Source organism: Desulfovibrio sp. ZJ369, assembly GCF_011039085.1.
In the GTDB taxonomy this organism is placed as follows: Bacteria; Desulfobacterota; Desulfovibrionia; order Desulfovibrionales; family Desulfovibrionaceae; genus Desulfovibrio.
In genome coordinates this window covers 28381-40761 of sequence record NZ_JAAKEI010000022.1, presented here as the reverse complement: position 1 = coordinate 40761, position 12381 = coordinate 28381, and the positions used below count along the sequence as shown (strand labels likewise).

Sequence of the window (12381 nt, the reverse complement as noted above, 5' to 3'; positions counted from 1 at the left end):
CTAGAGCATTTTGCTTTTGAAATTATTCAATTTCAAAAGCGGCGCTGCCATCATTTCGCGTCCAGAACGCGGTCTGGACGCTCATTCGGCGCGGGCGTCCGCTCCCGCGGCCGCCAGAGCGGTTGCCGTTTTCAACAGCAAACCGCTCTATCCCTGACATTTCCGCTTCAGGGTTTCGGCCACGGTTCTGCCGAGCTCATGGCAGGCCTTGAGCACGTCACGATCCGGCTGCCAGGCGCATTTCACGGGCTCCGCGGGCATTGTCATACCCATGGAGGCCAACTGCTCCTGAAGATATTTGGGGGCCTCGCCCGACCAGCCATACGAGCCGAAAGCGCCGCCCACGCGGTTTTGCGGGCGCAAGCCTTTCATATACGCCAACTGGGCGGCCACCAGGGGCAGCACGCCGTTGTTGTGGGTGGGGGAGCCGGCCAGCACCGCGCCGCAATCCGCGAGCTCGGTCATCACGGCGCTGTGGTGGTTGTGTTTTACGGACATGAGCCGCGTGGGCACGCCGTTTTCCTCCAGGCCGCTGCAGACTGCATAGGCCATGCTTTCCGTGGACTGCCACATGGTATCGTAAAATATCAGGGCGCGCTGCTGCGGCTTCTGCTCGGCCATGCGGCGATAGAAGTCCACAATGAAGCGCACGGCCTTGGCGCCTCTGTGGATCAGGCCGTGATCCGGGGCGATCATGTCGATGTCGAGCTTTTCCAGGATGGGCAGGGCTTTCAGCACCATGGGCGAATACGGCAGAACAATGTTGTAGTAGTATTCTTTGATACGCTTCTCAAATTCGGCGTCATCGCCGAAGTCGTCGGTAAAGCGGGCGCTGCTTGCAATGTTCTGCCCGAAAATATCGTTGCTGATCAGGAGCTTGTCTTCCGGGATATAGCTTACCATGCTGTCGGGCCAGTGCAGCATGCGGGTCTCCTGGAAGACGATATTGCGGCTGCCGATATTCAGGGTTTCACCGCTTTTTACGGCCTGCACGGGCCAGTTTTTGCCTGCGAAATATCCGGCAAAGGACTTGAGGCCCGCCTGAGAAACGAAGATTTTTTCGGGTTTGACGCGCTCCACAACCTCAGCCAGAGCACCGGAGTGATCCAGCTCCATGTGGTTGCACACAATGTAATCCACTTTTTCAGGCTCAAGGGTCTTGGCCAGACGGCAGAGCAGCGTGCCCGCGCAGCCGGGAGCCACGGTATCCACGAGGACATTTTTTTGATCCTTGATCAGATAGGCGTTGTATGTGCTCCCGTCCGGCGAGCGGGAGTAGCCGTGGAAATCGCGGTGATCATAGTCAACGAAGCCAACCCAGTAGATATTTTTTTTGATTTCAACAGGTTGCATGTGCAGTCTCCCTGGAACAGATTACTGTCGAGAAGGTATGCCTCAACTGTAACGTTACTCCGCTCGAAAGTTACATTGCGCTCAAAGGCACAGGTGGCGCGTCGCTACGCTTTTTCACAAAAAGCCCCGCCTTCCCGGAATACCGGCAGGGCGGGGAAGGAAAAAAGGTCGGAAAATCAGGGGTTGCCTCTCAATTGCTTCTTGCTTTCGCCGTAGCTTGGCGAGCTTTACGGATAAAGACAACAATGGGCCTGCACAGAGCTTTGTCAAAGAAATCGCTGTCGTTATCCGTAGCATTCCCGCTCTTTCAGCCGGGACAAGCCTTTGTCGCAACGGCTGAAGCGAGTGCCATAGCTCTGCTCAGAGACAGCCCCTAGGCCGGACTGAATTGATCCTTGCTCACGCCGCAGACAGGGCAGACCCAATCGTCGGGCAGTTGATCGAAAGGCACATTGTCATGTTCAGCCGGATCATATTCATAACCACAGACACTGCAGACATACTTTTCCATGGGGTTCTCCTTGGGGCATGGCGCGGAAGGCCCGCGCCTCATTCTTTTCAGGCGAATATACGCCGCAGGCCGCCGGCGCGCATGCCGCGCCCGGGGCCCTCCACAGCGCAGGCGCTAGTTTTCGGCCTTCCACAAGCCGTGCAGGTTACAGTATTCGCGGGCTGTCACCCTGTTGGCGTCAAGTTTGAAGAAGGCCTCAGGCTCCTCGCCGGGGCGCAGGAACCTGGTATAGCTGCGATCGTCGGCCAGAAGCTCGATCCATTCAATGTAGTGTTTTTCTTCCATGGGATGCGGGGCGCTGCCGATTTTGACCCTGTAGCCGCCGTCCACCCGCTCAATCACCGGCACATGCTTTTCCAGCGCGCCGTCGGTGGCGCCTTCCTTCATCAGTTTCATGGGTTCGCCACAGCAGGACATCTCTGCGCCGCCGCCATGCAGGACTTCCACAATATTGCCGCAATGGGTGCATTTATAAATTTCAAGATGTTTAGGCATGGTCTTCCTCACTTGTCCCGGCCCGTTGGGGGGGGCAAATATTTTAAGCTATGTGGGCGGGCACATGCCCGCTGAGCGTGTTTTTCCGAAAAGCGGCTCCCGGCAGGCGCGGGAACTTTTTCGCCCTTTTCGGAATCGACTCTCAGTGTGTAAAAAATCCCTTGCGTTGTAAAGCTTTTTTTATGCCTGGAGCGTTTTGCTACTTTCATGAGCAAAATGCTCTAGGGCTGGTCTGCCGGAGACGGCAGAGCCGGAGCCGCGGGGCTCATGGGCGGCGCGTTCAGCCCAAGGGGCTCTCCACTGCGCTTTTCAGGGGCATCTTGTTGCGCGGCGGGCGGTTCGGCGGCAATGGCCGCTGCGTGCGGCCGCTGTTTGCGGCGCACGCCCAGGACATTGGGCAGCAGGGCCTTGATGTTGCCCGTGACCAGAAAATCCGCGGCGCTGCGTCCGGCCAATTCGCGCCTGAGCGAGGCGGAGCGCACCAGCAGCCCGGCCTGGGCTCCGCCTTCCACATACATGACGGTGCGCACGTTGAGCGGCAGATGCAGCAACTGCTGCGCAAAAGTGTAGGCTTCCACCGGCTCCCGGCAGTGCAGAAAAAGGATCTGGCCGTCGCCGTCCTGGGCCACGGCCGAAATGGAATAGAGCGGGCCGCCGGGCGACCACAGGATGCGGCGCTCGGCATTGATCATCCGGTAGTTCTGGATCACCAGGCTGTACTGATCAATACGTTGCCGCCAGAGAGGATCGTCCCGATCCAGAATGGCGGCGGCAGGCAGGCGCGCGTCATCGGGACCGGCCACGAAAAAGGCCCCGAAGCGCCGCACCAGACGCTTGTTGTTGACGTGCTCCCCGTGGCGCATATAGCCTGTGCTGGTGCTGCCGTCAGGCAGATACATGCTGGCGTTGATGGCCGCTGTGAGATCGTACTGCTCGCCCCAGTCATGCAGGGCGCGGGCCGGGCGGCCGTCCCGGGACGCGGCGCAGAGCAGGAAGTCAAAGCGGGCCGGATCAATGCGCAGGGCGCTCAGGCGGGTCTCGTTTTCATTAAGCTGGAATTCCCCGAAGCTCAGGCCCGGCTCAAGCTCGATCCAGGCGGCCCGCCCTTTGGGGTCAATGCCTTTCTGGCCCGGCTCCTGAGCCGCGTCCGACATGGTCTTGAAAGCGGGCTTTGCCGGGGGCGGCGCGTACTCCTGCACGGCAAGGTTTTGTGCCTGACCGGGGGATGCGTCCGCCGGGACCGCGCCGGGATTCCCGGCAGGCAAAGCGGCGGTCTGCGGCGAAGGTTGAGGCTCGGCCGCCGCAATCGTAAAGAAGCAGCACAACAGGAGCAGGGCAGCGTCCCGGCATGCGGCGGCGAATCGGCGCAAGACTCCGCGGCCTTGCGCGGGGCTCGGCGGCTTTACGGCGGAAAGGCTGGCATCCCCGTATCTTGAGGATGGTATGCGACGCGCTTGCATGTCCTTCACTTACGACTAGGACTGGCGTTTGGCAAGAACTCCGGCACAAAGCAGCTTGACATATCAGGTTATCTTGATATATTGGAACCCTCACAGCAGACGGGGCTTTCCGCGCCTGCGGCCCGTTGCAGCGAGCTCATGGTCACAGCGGACGACGGCCGGTTCAAGGCGCGTGCGGGGTGGCCTTGCAGCAGGGCGCTTCACGCCGGAAACGGCTTGAGCGCCCGGCAAGGCGTGCAGGCAAATCAGTGCCGTAAACTACGGGCAGGCGGGCATACAAGCGTTGCATCCTGCAAGGGGGAACCATGCATATAGGCAAGCAGATCCAGGCGGCCAAAGCGCCTTTTTTTTCTTTGGAATTTTTTCCCCCTTCCGATGCGGCGCAGATGCCGGGCTTTTACAGGACGGTGGAGCAACTGCGCGCGCTGGAGCCGCTTTTTGTGTCCGTGACCTACGGCGCGGGCGGGGCGCGTCAACAGAATACCCTGGCCGTTACGGCGGAGCTTGCCCGGCGCGGTTTTACGGCTATGGCCCACTTGACCTGCGTGGGGGCCGAGCCCGAAGGCATTGCCGGATTTTTGCGGGATCTGCGCGCCGCGGGCGTCGACAACGTGCTGGCGCTGCGCGGCGATCCGCCTGTGGGCGCGACCTGGGACTGGAAGGCCGGGCATTTCCGCCATGCCGCGGATCTGGTGGCCTTTGCGCGCGAGCAGGAGCCGGATATGGGCATCGGCGTGGCCGCCTACCCCGCGCCACATCCCGAATCCCCGTCGTTTTCCGCGGATCGTGAGTATACCGCTGAAAAAGTGCGCGCCGGGGCCGATTTCGCCGTGACCCAGCTTTTCTTTGACGTGCGCGAATATGAAGCCCTGGTGGAAAATCTGCACGCGCACGGCCTGGATGTGCCGGTGCTGCCGGGCATTTTGCCTATTCAGAGTTTTGACTCGCTGCGCCGCGTGCTTTCACTCTGCGGGGCCAATATTCCCGGCAGGCTCTATCTGGATCTGGAGGAGGCAAACCGCAAGGGCGGGGCCGCTGCTGTGCGCGACGCGGGGCTGGATTTCGCCGTGCGTCAGATCTGCCGCCTACTGGACTGCGGCGCTCCGGGCATTCATCTCTATACCTTGAACAAGGGCGATCTCTGCCTGCAGATTGCTGAGGAAGTGGGACTGTAGAGCGTTTAGAGCATTTTCTCTTTGAAAATGCTCTGCTGACGCGAAAGCGGCAGCCGCCGCAACGCGGCGTACATTCAGGCGAAAACCGCGTTTTTCGCCTGAATGCCACCTTTGACTTTCATAAAAAGTCAAAGGTAATCTGCTCCAGGGCCTGCCTCTCTTGTCATTTGGTAAAAAAACAAAAAAAAGTCTAAAGTTTTTACGTTGAGGGACGAAAATACCAACAGGGACGGAAAAAGCCATGACCGACGCCAGCACCTCACAGAAACGCATGATGCTGCACTGTTACGAGCAGCAGTTGCTGGCGGCGCGTCGTCTGGCCCGCTTCCGGGTACAGCGGCGTCTGGCGGAGGGCAGAGACCCCCGAGAGCCGGATCCGGCGATCAAGCGCCGCGTCTATGTGGAAAAAGTGGCGCAGGAGCTCTTTGACACCCTGATTTTTACCGGCAGCGACAACCCCGTGGTGGAGGAAATCCGCCGGGAGCTGGGCAAAACCGTAGGCCAGGACGTGCAGTTTGCCTACCCGCCGGGCGGAAAACTCTGCATCGTGGGCAAAGGTCCCGAAGGCCCGCGCCCTTTGTCGGAAGAGGAGCAACGCCGCACGCGCCACGCCCTTTGGCGGATTACGCGCCAGAAGGTCGACCAGAGCATGCTGGATGAGCCCGCCAGGGACTGAGCCGGCGGGGAGCGGCCGTGACGGCGCACAGTCCGAAAGCGGCACTGCGGAAAAAGCGCAAGGTCCGGGCCTGCGGATGCATGGCAGATATTGCGGAGAAAATCGTATGGAAATCAAATGCAACAGCAGTCCGCTGCTTGATCCGTATGCCGGCACGGAAAAAACCGGCCAGGCCCGCTCGCGCCCTGCGACGGAAAATGCCGCCGACGCCGCCAGGGGCGATACGGTCAGTGTCTCGCAGGACGCGCTTTTGCTCACGGAGGCCCGCCGCGCGGCCCAGAATGCGCCGGACGTGCGGGCCGACAAGGTCGAAGCCCTGCGCATTCAGGTGGCCGACGGCGCCTACAAGCCTGACAGCAGGCTGATTGCGGCCGGACTGATCCGCGAGGAGCCCGGCCTGTTCCGGCTGTAAGCCGTTTTTGCCGCCTGACCGGTGGGAACGGGCAGAGCAACATCCCCTTGCCGGACGATATTTCTTGTGTCGCAAACCGCGCCGCGCCCGAATCACATGGGACGGAGCGGTTTTTTGTATGAAAAAAGTCGTGAAGGTCATCCCCGGCCGGAACAGGCTCTGTGCGCAGTCGGCTGCTGAGCGCCATATCCGGCGGAAGCATGGGGCGCACCCGGTCAGGGCCGCGCATCAGCTTGGAGCGCTTGCGCCTTTGCCTGGGCAAGAGGCTCCTGCCCCCCTTTGTTTTTTCGGCAAGCCCGTGTACCATGACCTTGCCGCGGCGTGTTGCGCCGCGGAGGAGAGCGCATGTCTTTTCTGGCGTATGTGACTGTGCCGCATGAGGCCGAGGCCCGCGCCCTGGCCCGCCTGCTGGTGGAAAGCCGCCTGGCCGCGGGCGTGAATCTGCTGCCCGGAGTCATCTCCGTCTACCGCTGGCAGGGCAAGGTATGCGAGGCCGGGGAATGGCTTTTGCTGGCCCAGGTCAGCCGCGCGGCCTTTCCGGAGTTCTGCGCGGTCGTGCGGCGCGCGCACAGCTATGAAGTGCCCTGTATTGCGGCCCTGCCCCTGGAGGCCGGGCACCAGCCCTTTTTGCGCTGGATTGAGGAAAACAGCCTGCCGCCCGCGGAATAGCGCGCCGCGCGGATCTACAGCGAGGAATCCATGGCCATTTATATTTCAGGCTCCCTGGCTTTTGACCGCATCATGACCTTTCCCGGCAATTTTCAGGATCATATCCTGATGGACAAGCTGCACATGCTCAACGTCAGCTTCATGGTGGACGGCATGGACGAGCGCCGCGGCGGCTGCGCGGGCAATATCGCCTATTCCCTGGCCCTGCTGGGGGAAAAGCCGGTCATCGTGGCCGCGGCCGGGCGCGACTTCGTGGCCTATGCCGAAGCCCTGAGCAAACTGGGCCTGCCTCTGGACGGCATCCGCCGCGACGCGGACGTGTTCACGGCCCTCTGCTACATCACCACGGACATGAACAGCAACCAGATTACGGGTTTTTATCCGGGCGCCATGAGCCTGCCTGCGGACTACAAGTTTCCCGGCCTTGACCCGGATCGGGATCTGGCCATCGTCTCGCCCGGCAATGTGGAGGACATGCGCCGCCTGCCCGCGTTCTACCGCGAGAAGGGCGTGCCCTACATCTATGATCCGGGCCAGCAACTGCCCGTGCTTTCCGGCCGGGATTTGCTGGCCGCCGTGGAAGGCTCGCTGGCCTGCATCACCAATGATTACGAGCTGAACATGATCTGCAAGGCCACGGGCAAAACCGAGGATGAACTGCTGGGCCGCACGCTCTGGCTGGTCACCACCCTGGGCGCGGAAGGCGCGCTGGTGCGCGGGGCCGACGGCACTGAGCTGCGCATCCCCCCGGTGCCGCCCCAGCGGGTCGTTGACCCCACAGGCGCGGGCGACGCCCACCGCGCGGGCCTGCTTCTGGGCCTGGCGCGTGGTCTGTCCATGCCCGATGCGGCCAGGCTCGGCTCGGTGAGCGCCAGCTTTGCCCTGGAAAAAATGGGCACCCAGGAACACAACTTCACCCCGGCCCAATTCCGGGAGCGCTACGAGAGCGTGTTCGGGCCGTTCCCCCAGAGTCTGCCGGCTTAGAGCGTTTTGCTCATGAAATGAGCTAAACGCTCTGGCGACAGCGTTCGCTGGCGCCCGCGCATACGGGATACGACCATGCTGTATATATTTTTGATGGTTCTGGCAGGCGGAATGATCGCCGCGCAGTCGCCGATTAACGCGGCGCTCAGCCGTACTGTGGGCGTGCTGGAAAGCAGTCTGCTGTCTTTTGCGGGCGGCACGCTTTTTCTGGCTCTGGCGGTACTCTGCTTTGGCCGCGGCCATCTGCTGCGCGTGGCCGAGACGCCGCCCTGGCAGTGGATCGGCGGCATTCTGGGCGCAATCATGGTCTTGTGCACGATCCTCGCCGTGCCGCGCATCGGCGTGCTGGCCACAGTGCTGGCCATGATTTTTGGCAATCTCGTGGTGGCTGCCGTGATCGACAATTTCGGCTGGTTCGGCCTTGCGGTGACGCCTTTCGGCTGGCGACGCCTGCTCGGCTTTGCGCTGGTGCTGGCCGGGCTGCTGCTGACGCTCCGGCGCTGACAGAAGCCTAAAGCATTTTTTGATTGAACATATTCATTTTCAATCAAAAAACGCTCTAAAGGGCAGGCAGCAGCAAGGTCTCCAGCTCGCAGTCCACAGGCACTTCGCGCGAGCTGAATACCTTGTCCACCCGCACCGTGCCCGCGGGCGCGTTGCGCAAGGGCTTCACATGGCGCGCTTCCGCGTACAGGATGCGCGCCCTGGCCGCGTCGCGCTGCCAGCTTTTGCAGGCGGCCAGAGCTCCGGCCTGATCCAGAGTGCGTTCGGGCACGTCCTGGCCGCCGTGGGCCCGGCGGATGATCACATGCGCGCCGGGTCCGTTCTCGGCATGCAGCCAGATGTCATGAGGCGCGGCCAGCCTGAGCGCCGCCAGATTGCCCTTTGCGTCGCGGCCGCGCAACAAGGCGAAGCCGTCGGCGCTCACAAAGAGCTGCACATTTTTAGGCAGAGTCCTGCCCGGCGTCGGGGCGGGCGTTTTGCCCGCGCTTTGCGTCTTGGCGCCCGGCATTGCAGCGTCGTGACTTCCCGGCAGGAGTTCGCGGCGCGCGCGGCGCAGGGCCGCGGCTTCTTCTTCCAGAGCCGCTCGCCGGGCCGCCAGATGTTCCAGGCCCCGCTGCCCTCGCCGGGCGCGATGAAAAAGCGCTTCCATTTCCTCGCGTACCGTGCGGCGAGGGTCCAGGCGGATTTGCCGCATGGCGGCCTGCCCCGCCTCGCGGGTCGCTTCTTCCGGGCCTGCGCTTGCCGCGCCCACCGGAACGTTGAGGCTCGCAGCGCGCAGATCCGCGGGCCAGCGCCAGAGATTTTCACGCAGGGCCAGCGCGTCTGCCCTGGCCGCCAGCATGGCCCCAAGGCGCTTCTCTTCCTCATCCAATTTGCACAGCAAACGCGCGAGCTTGCGGCTGCGGCGGTCCAGAGGCAGGGCCGCTGCGGCTGCGTTTTCCTGCGCCAGACGTTCCAGCACAAGGCTTTGCCCGGCCCGTTCCAGCAAGTCCAGAATCCGGCAGCCCTGGACCGCGCTCGGAGGCATGTGCGGCGGGAAGGCTGTGCCCTGCGCATTTTCAGGCGCTCCGCTTTCCGCGCAGAGCGGCTCCAGACCTTCCCGCAACGCCGGGGGCAAAGGCCAGGCGCTTACGGCGCGAACGCTCATTGCTGCCGGGCCTGGGCCGCTCTCGCCGCCTTTCTTGTGGAAGGGCGCGCCATAAAGAAAAATATCGCCGCCGCCCGCGCGCAGATCCTCCAGCAGGGCCCATTGTTCAAGCTTTTCAAGATGCGTCAGCGTGCGGCGCAGGGCAGGCGTGAGTACCGGCCATTGCCGCCAGTTCGCGCAGGCTTCGTCCAGATTTTCCGGCGCGGGCCAGGCGGGGCGATCTTCTGCCGGGCTTTCCTGCGCTTCGAGGAAATGCAAGGACGGCCCCTCGCGCAGATCCAAAAGCAGCCAGAGAGATGTGCCGGACGCAGCGCCCTCGCCGTGTCTGCCGCCAGAGGCGTCGCCCAGGAGCAGCCAGAGCCGGCGCGCGCAGAATTGCGTCACGCAGGCCGCTATGCGGCGCTCCGCCGCGTATTTGCGCAGGCGCATGATCCGGGCTGTGGGCGCGTGCCCGGCGCTGATCCGTTTTTCGGTCAGGAAGCAGAAGGGTTCCTTGCGGCCGAAGCGCAGGCAGAGCTGGCATTTGCGGCCCGCCTTGAAAAGGGTCAGGGTCAGCAGGCCCGGCGCGGGCTCCTGAAGTTTTTCCAGGCGCGCGCCGGTGAGCCGGGGCACAAGATCTTCGCAGAAGCGGCGGAAAAGATGGGCGTCCATGCGGCGACACTACAGGGGAAGAGGCCGGGCGGCAACAGCGGCATGATCTGTTTTTGCCGCGGCATTGATCATGAAAAATTCCGCCTGAACAGCAGGGTGAGCATCGAGGGATAAGAATTGCAGGCTTACGGAACGGCGCAGCTCAAGGATAGCGCAAAACAGCACGGATCCGGGCTGCGCCGTTTTGCTGATACGATCCGGATGGCAAAAGGCGCGTGTGGCGAGCTCGCTCTAGAGCATTTTGCTTTTGAAATTATTCAATTTCAAAGCGGCGAAAGCGGCGCTGCCATCATTTCGCGTCCAGAACGCGGTCTGGACGCTCATTGCTTCAGCCGTTGCGACGAAGGAAGCTACGGATGAAGACAGCAACTGGTTACTGCGACAGCCAGCCAACGCAACCGCTGTCGCTATCCGTAGGCAAGCAAAGCTTGCTAACGGCTACCGCCGGCTCTGGCGCCAGCGAACGCTGCCGCCAGAGCGTTTAGCTCATTTCATGAGCAAAACGCTCTAATCGCCGCGAAGGTGTTCGTCCTCTTCCTGCTTGGCCTTGCAATTGATGCACAAACGCGTCACGGGCCGGGCTTTGAGGCGCGGGATGCTTATTTCTTCGCCGCACTCCTCGCAGATGCCGTATGTGCCATCGTCAATGCGCTGCAAGGCGGCCTGAATTTTGCGGATCAGGCGGCGTTCGCGGTCGCGGATGCGCAGGGTGAAGGCGCGATCGGACTCGGCCGTGGCCCGATCCGCCGGGTCGGCGAAGACCTCATTGCTGTCGGTAAGCTCCTCCAGCGTGGAGTCGCCCTTTTGTTGGGCTTCCTCCAGCATCTCGGAAAGGAGCTTGCGAAAAAATTCAAGGTCGTTATGATCCATATATAAGCCCTCCAGCCGGTACGATAGCAGTTGAAACATGCCGTTCAGACTGTATCCTTATTTCTGAGCTGTAATAGTCCCATATAGCTTCAAGCCTTGCCTTTGTAAAGATCCTGGCCGTTCTGAAGGATGCGCTTTCAGAGTGAAATTTCTTTTACAACCATGTAAAATTACAATGAATTTTTTAAGAAAAGCATCGCAAAGGCGAAGCCCTCGCCGTTCTGACACGGGCAGTCCGTCACAACCGGCGGCCGCAATCAGCCTTGACACAACGCTGCGCGCTCCGGGCGCCTGTTTCCCGCGCCTGTAGAGCCGCCCGCATTTCGGCCCGGATTTCCGAACGCACCTCTTCCCAGGCGGGCTCGCGCCAGAGATCGGCGTGGCCTTGAGGGCGTCGGGGCATGACTGCCAACTCCCGGCCGTCGTCGCGCCAGCGCGCGCGCAGCATGACAGGCGCGGCCACAGCCACGGCCTTGGGCGCATAGGAAGCCGTCAGGGCGGCAGCCTCTTCCAGCACGGGCGGCGGCCAGGTTGCGCCGTCGCGGGCCAGGGCCAGAGGGCCGGGCAGATTCGTGAGCGTGATCAGCGCGTCCCCAGGCCTTGCGGCTGCGGCCAGGCGCTGATTGTCCGCACTGTTGCGGCCCACGCTGAGCCAATACTCGCCTTGGGGCGCGCTACGCCAGAACTGCCGCCCCAGATTGGCCAGGGCGAAATCCGCCGCTTCGGGCTGCGCGCGGCGAGTGAGCACGGGCCAGTAACGCCGGGCGTTTTCCCTTTCCGTAAGACGGCAGCCGCCGCCGGGCGTGGGGATTGTTTTCAGGCCGTACTGCGCGGCCAGGGCCAGTTGTTCGCTGCGTCCCCGCCCGGAAATACCCAGCAGGCGCGAGCGATCCACCAGGCCCTCCACCTCGGCCGGAATAGGAGGCAAATGCTGCGCGCAGAGCGGGCGCAGCAGCACATCACTTACGCCCGCGTCGCGCATGATCACATGCAACGTATCGCGCCGCTGCGACATGGGGCGCTGCCCGAGCACCTCGCCCGTGGCCAGCACGCGCCCGCCCACAGCCTGCATGTACAGGCGGGCCCGCCGCAGGAGCAGAATTTTGCAGTCCACGCAAGGGTTCATGACCTTGCCGAAACCGTAAACGGGCCTGCGGCGCAGCAGGGCCGCGAAATCCTCGCTCACATCCAGGCTGCAAATGTCCAGGCCGTAGAGTTCCTGCCAGTTTGCCACGGCCGCCGCGTCGCCGAAAAAGGGCGAGGTACAGTGCAGGCAGCGCACCGCAAGCCCCTGGCTTTGCAGGAGCCTGGCGGCCAGGATGCTGTCCAGGCCGCCGGAAAAGAGCACAATGGCGTCAGGGGTGTCAGTCATGCAGGGCGTTGTACGCGAAGGGAGAGGCAAAGGGCAAGACCCTGACGGCAGTCTGCCCTTACGCCGGACGCGTCCGTAAAAATCCATTCACGGGCCGGGAGA

At 62.5% G+C, this 12381-nt stretch carries 14 protein-coding genes; 7 read left to right on the top strand and 7 right to left on the bottom strand.

Features of this window, described 5'->3' with window-relative positions; genetic code table 11:
- Window positions 1–147: 147 nt before the first annotated feature.
- From G7Y51_RS08640 to G7Y51_RS08625, 4 genes are all read right to left on the bottom strand, one after another.
- Window positions 148–1353: an FprA family A-type flavoprotein gene (locus G7Y51_RS08640; RefSeq protein ID WP_165176543.1), complete on the bottom strand. Its 1206-nt coding sequence runs from the start codon at window positions 1351–1353 to the stop codon at window positions 148–150.
- 373 nt (window positions 1354–1726) lie between these two features.
- Window positions 1727–1864 (bottom strand): rubredoxin, encoded by a 138-nt coding sequence (locus G7Y51_RS08635; protein ID WP_165068593.1) that lies wholly within the window; start codon window positions 1862–1864, stop codon window positions 1727–1729.
- 114 nt (window positions 1865–1978) lie between these two features.
- Window positions 1979–2359, bottom strand: coding sequence for a desulfoferrodoxin (locus G7Y51_RS08630; protein WP_165176541.1), 381 nt, complete (start codon window positions 2357–2359; stop codon window positions 1979–1981).
- Between the two features lie 221 nt (window positions 2360–2580).
- The gene (locus G7Y51_RS08625; RefSeq protein ID WP_241160182.1) at window positions 2581–3729 is read right to left on the bottom strand and encodes a phosphodiester glycosidase family protein; all 1149 of its coding nucleotides are present in this window, start codon (window positions 3727–3729) and stop codon (window positions 2581–2583) included.
- Window positions 3730–4124: 395 nt separating this feature from the next.
- Between G7Y51_RS08625 and G7Y51_RS08620 the strand changes: the two genes are divergently transcribed.
- The 6 genes from G7Y51_RS08620 (at window position 4125) to G7Y51_RS08595 (ending at window position 8239) form a co-directional block, all read left to right on the top strand.
- Entirely contained in the window at window positions 4125–4994 is an 870-nt protein-coding gene (locus tag G7Y51_RS08620) for a methylenetetrahydrofolate reductase (RefSeq protein ID WP_165176539.1), read from the top strand.
- Window positions 4995–5235: 241 nt separating this feature from the next.
- Window positions 5236–5670, top strand: coding sequence for a DVU0524 family FlgM-associated protein (locus G7Y51_RS08615; RefSeq protein WP_165176537.1), 435 nt, complete (start codon window positions 5236–5238; stop codon window positions 5668–5670).
- Window positions 5671–5776: 106 nt separating this feature from the next.
- Window positions 5777–6082: a flagellar biosynthesis anti-sigma factor FlgM gene (gene flgM, locus G7Y51_RS08610; protein WP_165176535.1), complete on the top strand. Its 306-nt coding sequence runs from the start codon at window positions 5777–5779 to the stop codon at window positions 6080–6082.
- 345 nt (window positions 6083–6427) lie between these two features.
- On the top strand, window positions 6428–6751 hold the full coding sequence (gene cutA, locus G7Y51_RS08605; RefSeq protein WP_165176533.1) for a divalent-cation tolerance protein CutA: 324 nt from the start codon (window positions 6428–6430) through the stop codon (window positions 6749–6751).
- Between the two features lie 30 nt (window positions 6752–6781).
- Window positions 6782–7735 carry a carbohydrate kinase family protein gene (locus tag G7Y51_RS08600; protein WP_165176531.1) on the top strand — a complete coding sequence of 318 codons (954 nt, stop codon included), beginning with the start codon at window positions 6782–6784 and terminating at the stop codon, window positions 7733–7735.
- Between the two features lie 75 nt (window positions 7736–7810).
- Window positions 7811–8239, top strand: a complete 429-nt coding sequence (locus G7Y51_RS08595) for a DMT family transporter (protein ID WP_165176529.1) — start codon at window positions 7811–7813, stop codon at window positions 8237–8239.
- Between the two features lie 55 nt (window positions 8240–8294).
- Here G7Y51_RS08595 and G7Y51_RS08590 read toward each other — a convergent pair whose 3' ends face one another.
- On the bottom strand, window positions 8295–10037 hold the full coding sequence (locus tag G7Y51_RS08590; protein WP_165176527.1) for an NFACT RNA binding domain-containing protein: 1743 nt from the start codon (window positions 10035–10037) through the stop codon (window positions 8295–8297).
- Window positions 10038–10154: 117 nt separating this feature from the next.
- Between G7Y51_RS08590 and G7Y51_RS08585 the strand changes: the two genes are divergently transcribed.
- Window positions 10155–10397: a hypothetical protein gene (locus tag G7Y51_RS08585; RefSeq protein WP_165176525.1), complete on the top strand. Its 243-nt coding sequence runs from the start codon at window positions 10155–10157 to the stop codon at window positions 10395–10397.
- Window positions 10398–10544: 147 nt separating this feature from the next.
- Here the strand turns inward: G7Y51_RS08585 and dksA are convergent, their stop codons facing one another.
- Both dksA and G7Y51_RS08575 read right to left on the bottom strand, forming a co-directional pair.
- Window positions 10545–10907, bottom strand: a complete 363-nt coding sequence (gene dksA / locus G7Y51_RS08580) for an RNA polymerase-binding protein DksA (RefSeq protein ID WP_165176523.1) — start codon at window positions 10905–10907, stop codon at window positions 10545–10547.
- Window positions 10908–11145: 238 nt separating this feature from the next.
- Complete coding sequence (locus tag G7Y51_RS08575; protein WP_165176521.1) at window positions 11146–12279, bottom strand: tRNA(5-methylaminomethyl-2-thiouridylate) methyltransferase; 1134 nt, start codon at window positions 12277–12279, stop codon at window positions 11146–11148.
- Window positions 12280–12381 lie beyond the last annotated feature (102 nt).

What these genes read in the sequence shown, in the direction of transcription:
- G7Y51_RS08630 (WP_165176541.1), bottom strand. Translation starts at nt 2,359, where the DNA reads ATGCCTAAACATCTTGAAATTTATAAATGCACCCATTGCGGCAATATT.
- cutA (WP_165176533.1), top strand. Translation starts at nt 6,428, where the DNA reads ATGTCTTTTCTGGCGTATGTGACTGTGCCGCATGAGGCCGAGGCCCGC.
- G7Y51_RS08620 (WP_165176539.1), top strand. Translation starts at nt 4,125, where the DNA reads ATGCATATAGGCAAGCAGATCCAGGCGGCCAAAGCGCCTTTTTTTTCT.
- G7Y51_RS08590 (WP_165176527.1), bottom strand. Translation starts at nt 10,037, where the DNA reads ATGGACGCCCATCTTTTCCGCCGCTTCTGCGAAGATCTTGTGCCCCGG.
- G7Y51_RS08600 (WP_165176531.1), top strand. Translation starts at nt 6,782, where the DNA reads ATGGCCATTTATATTTCAGGCTCCCTGGCTTTTGACCGCATCATGACC.
- dksA (WP_165176523.1), bottom strand. Translation starts at nt 10,907, where the DNA reads ATGGATCATAACGACCTTGAATTTTTTCGCAAGCTCCTTTCCGAGATG.
- flgM (WP_165176535.1), top strand. Translation starts at nt 5,777, where the DNA reads ATGGAAATCAAATGCAACAGCAGTCCGCTGCTTGATCCGTATGCCGGC.
- G7Y51_RS08595 (WP_165176529.1), top strand. Translation starts at nt 7,811, where the DNA reads ATGCTGTATATATTTTTGATGGTTCTGGCAGGCGGAATGATCGCCGCG.
- G7Y51_RS08640 (WP_165176543.1), bottom strand. Translation starts at nt 1,353, where the DNA reads ATGCAACCTGTTGAAATCAAAAAAAATATCTACTGGGTTGGCTTCGTT.
- G7Y51_RS08615 (WP_165176537.1), top strand. Translation starts at nt 5,236, where the DNA reads ATGACCGACGCCAGCACCTCACAGAAACGCATGATGCTGCACTGTTAC.
- G7Y51_RS08575 (WP_165176521.1), bottom strand. Translation starts at nt 12,279, where the DNA reads ATGACTGACACCCCTGACGCCATTGTGCTCTTTTCCGGCGGCCTGGAC.
- G7Y51_RS08635 (WP_165068593.1), bottom strand. Translation starts at nt 1,864, where the DNA reads ATGGAAAAGTATGTCTGCAGTGTCTGTGGTTATGAATATGATCCGGCT.